This window comes from Steroidobacter sp. (assembly GCF_016790065.1).
Taxonomy (GTDB): Bacteria; Pseudomonadota; Gammaproteobacteria; order Steroidobacterales; family Steroidobacteraceae; genus Steroidobacter.
The window spans coordinates 1-3,288 of record NZ_JAEUPY010000410.1 but is presented as its reverse complement, the minus strand read 5'-3'; the positions used below and the strand labels follow the sequence as shown (position 1 = coordinate 3,288).

Annotated in this window: 5 protein-coding genes; all 5 read right to left on the bottom strand. The window is 62.1% G+C overall.

What is annotated here, in order from left to right; all coding sequences use genetic code 11:
• Positions 1-218: hypothetical protein (locus JNL55_RS16880; RefSeq protein WP_293855972.1), on the bottom strand; the 218-nt coding region annotated here is incomplete at its 3' end.
• A 91-nt stretch (positions 219-309) separates the two neighbouring features.
• Entirely contained in the window at positions 310-1,152 is an 843-nt protein-coding gene (locus JNL55_RS16875; RefSeq protein WP_293855969.1) for a hypothetical protein, read from the bottom strand.
• A gap of 506 nt (positions 1,153-1,658) precedes the next feature.
• Positions 1,659-1,964, bottom strand: a complete 306-nt coding sequence (locus JNL55_RS16870) for a hypothetical protein (protein WP_293855966.1) — start codon at positions 1,962-1,964, stop codon at positions 1,659-1,661.
• A complete protein-coding gene (locus tag JNL55_RS37460) occupies positions 1,931-2,266 on the bottom strand; it encodes an RNA polymerase sigma factor (protein WP_415923093.1) in 336 nt (111 codons plus the stop codon). Before JNL55_RS37460 ends, JNL55_RS16870 begins: the two co-directional genes overlap by 34 nt.
• Positions 2,267-2,479: 213 nt before the next feature.
• Positions 2,480-2,995 carry a hypothetical protein gene (locus JNL55_RS16860; protein WP_293855961.1) on the bottom strand — a complete coding sequence of 172 codons (516 nt, stop codon included), beginning with the start codon at positions 2,993-2,995 and terminating at the stop codon, positions 2,480-2,482.
• Between the last annotated feature and the right edge of the window lie 293 nt (positions 2,996-3,288).

The window sequence follows — 3,288 nt, the reverse complement described above, 5'->3', positions numbered from 1 at the left end:
TCGAGGATCATCTTCCGCGCCAGCTCGATCGCACCGGCATAGTAGAAGGCGTGGCACTCGGCGCTTCGGTCGTTTTCAATCGCCACCGCCGTGCAGCCGAGGACCGTGCCGGCACTCAGGAGCCGTGTCCGCTCCTCCTCGATGAGGTCCTCAAGCGAAGTTGGCGCGTCTGGATTTCTGTCCTTCGGCTCCTCAGTCGTAGAATCATGTGCAGCCATTGTCGGCCTCCTAGTCAGGCGGATGAGGGTTAGGCGCTCGGCGGTGTTGACGCACCGTCGAGAGCCGCTGCTGAGTTTCAAACCGGGTTCATCACTTGCTGTAGCTGCGGCAGATGTGACGAATCAGCCGGCGAGCTAGTTCGATGGCGTGCTCCTCCAGAACGGGTCGCTTCTCGCCACGGAGTCGACGGCAGCGTTCGATGAGCGCGGCCGCGCTATCAATGACGCCGGTGCAATCCTGACCGCAGCGAGACGCCAACGCGATTTCGTGCAGTGTCGGACCGAGATCGCCGGCGCCCAGGGTCTTGACGAAATAGTCAGCAACGTTCGTTGGGGTGCTGGCCCGGCGGAGCGCAGCGTCGATGGCGCGCTTGAGATCCGAAAGGGCGATGACGCCTGCCTCATCAACGAGATCGCCGTTCGCCGCATACCGACCCAGCATGACTTCGGTGGCGTCCGGCTCGGGGACGCAAGCATCCTCGGCATCCGTCATCAGGAGGTAGCCTGCGTCCGCGCAATCCAACCGCATGGCAAGACAGCCGCCGCCGGTGTGCCAGATGTAAGCGCTGGGATGCAGAGTTCGCACGCGGCCTTCAGGGACGCTCACGTCCAACGCGACCTGCGAGAAGGAAGACTCGGTGTGTGCGACCGGATTGAGCGCTCTGATACGGTTCCAACTGGCACTCAATAATGCAACGTCGGCGGCCTGGCTCAGTCGGGGCAATCTTCTCATGACCGTCTTGAAGGCTTGGGTGAGTGCGAGTGCCGCCGGCGTGAGATCCGGTGCGTCGGAGGGTTCGGTGGGACAGTGTTGATGCCGTTGCAATAGCGCCGTCACCTCGTCGGGCATCAACAGCTCATCCATATTTCGGAAGAACTCTTCTGCCAGCCGGCGAACCAGGTGATCGTGCAATGGGGTCACGGATGCATTCACGGACCGACTCCTGACTGAGGCCACGCTTCGTGGGGAGTACTCAGCGTCCGACAGGTATCGGGATCTGCAAATTGATGCGAGCGGCAGATCGTTCGTGTGTGGCTCAGCTCGCACGTTGGACCCAGAACTCATCGCCGCTTTCTAGGCTCGCTGGCGTGTAGGGCCGGAGGATGAACGAACGACTCACTGCTGCGTAGGGTGTTATCCGAAATCCCTGCACATTGGCGAAATGGATTCTTATTGCCAAGCCGATAATCGCGGGAGCGCTTCTAGGCGCGAGCTCGGCAAGAACTTGTCGACATCGCACGTTCGTCATCCAGAATCGAGTACCACCCGCTGTCGCAGGATGATCCGAGACACCATCGGCCAGCATTGAGCATGGACGCGCCTGTGGCAATCGACCCAAGGGAAGGACTCACGCGGATGCAGCGGCGTGAACGTCAGGTCGCTGGGTGATGGCCGAGAGGCTGAACGAAGTGGGTTCGAAAGAGCGGCTGAGTGGGCGACTACTCGCCACTGCGTCGGAACATCAGCCGGAGTCCGACCGCCAAGAATCCCGCCCCCAGGCCAAGAAACAAAATTGCCGTGGTGCCGATCATCCGGGCCTGTCCTGCGCTGAGCGGGGCGGGGAGCGCCAATCGGAGGATCCAATAGCCCATCGCCAGCAGGCCGGCCACCTGAAGCAGTCCGTATCGAACGAAAGGTGAGGAGAGGCGCCAGGTGAGCGGCGTGACGTGGTACTTGGCCAGCGTCAACGCGCCAGCGCCCGCCAGGAGCATCAAGATGGGAACCGCGGGATGCAGCAGGTCCATAATACCGATCTCACCGTGGCGTCTGAAACGGACTGCCGATGCTTCATGAGCTCATGATGGATGAAGCCATAGCTGCGCGCGATTGTTCGCAATGCCATGAATGGAGAACGTTCCCGACGCTGCGCAATCTCACGCACACTCAGTCCATCGATGAGATGCAGCCTCAAGAGATCGCGGTGGCTGGGCGGCAATCGGTCGATGGCAGCTTGGACCTCCTCGGGCGCGATCTGGCGATCAATCAACTCCGCGGTTGCGAAGTTGCCGTCAGAGTCCGTAGAAAACTGAACGCTTCTAGGGCACATAGTCATGAGACCTCGAAGGACAAGCCAGGGGCTGTGTCCACCGGCCGGTGAGCCGATGATCAGAGCATGCCATGACGGAGGGGCTGGGAAAAGATGGATGGCCCGGCACGGCGACGGAATGACGCAGAGAGTGTACTTCGACTTGAGACGCGCGCACCGTCGAGCCGGAGCTCAACGGTGCGCCACAACTTTGTTTGTAACCTGACGGTATCGCTATTCGCCGTGCCGCGCGGAGGCGCTGAGCGGCGGATAGACAACCCCTCGGCCGTAGCGCCAATCCCAGCACAAGCAGTCAGCGCTGTCGGTGACAATGACTCGCTGAGTGGTACCGATCTGCGCGCCGACGCTGGTGGCGTAGTGGGCGGCGGCTTCGGAGGCGGCCTGTGCATCGACACCACGACGCACGTACTCGAAGTTGCCATCCACAAAGTACTGCACCACGCAGTACCTCACGGCGGCGGGTCGGTTCGCTTCCGTCGGTGCCGTCTCAGGGGCTATTTCGAGGTCGGCTTTTGGAATCGTAAAGAATGGCAGGCCCGAGGGATGGATAGAGCACGCGACGTGCTCAATCCCGGAACGATGCGTGTCGTCCTCGGCGCTGCCGTAGTGGTTGGCGCTCAGGTGGACCAAAGAACCGGCGGCAGGACAGCCGGCGGACGCACGGTCGGCGCGCAGCACGCGATAGACGCGCGCGCAAGGAAGTAACGGTGAAGAATCCGTGTGAGACATGGGTGAGGGGCTCCTGCCGGAAGGCTCCGGCACAGTGGAAGGCGGACACACACCGGCGCGTGCGCGCTAGGCGCTCGCGTGAGACGTACAAACAAAGCGATGCGTTGTCGCTGCCAGGCGTTCGGATCAGTAGGGCATGAGTTAGGCCGCGGTGGCGGCGGAAGCGCGCCGGCGTGGGAGCCGCGCACGAGCGCGCGGCTCGCCGGCTCTTGTGATAGAGGGTTGAGTCGCGGACCGCGTGGGTCAGCGATTCAAGCCTCACTTTGCAGTGATGAGGAAGTCCACGCTTTCGG

What these genes read in the sequence shown, in the direction of transcription:
- JNL55_RS16860 (WP_293855961.1), bottom strand. Translation starts at nt 2,995, where the DNA reads ATGTCTCACACGGATTCTTCACCGTTACTTCCTTGCGCGCGCGTCTAT.
- JNL55_RS37460 (WP_415923093.1), bottom strand. Translation starts at nt 2,266, where the DNA reads ATGTGCCCTAGAAGCGTTCAGTTTTCTACGGACTCTGACGGCAACTTC.
- JNL55_RS16870 (WP_293855966.1), bottom strand. Translation starts at nt 1,964, where the DNA reads ATGGACCTGCTGCATCCCGCGGTTCCCATCTTGATGCTCCTGGCGGGC.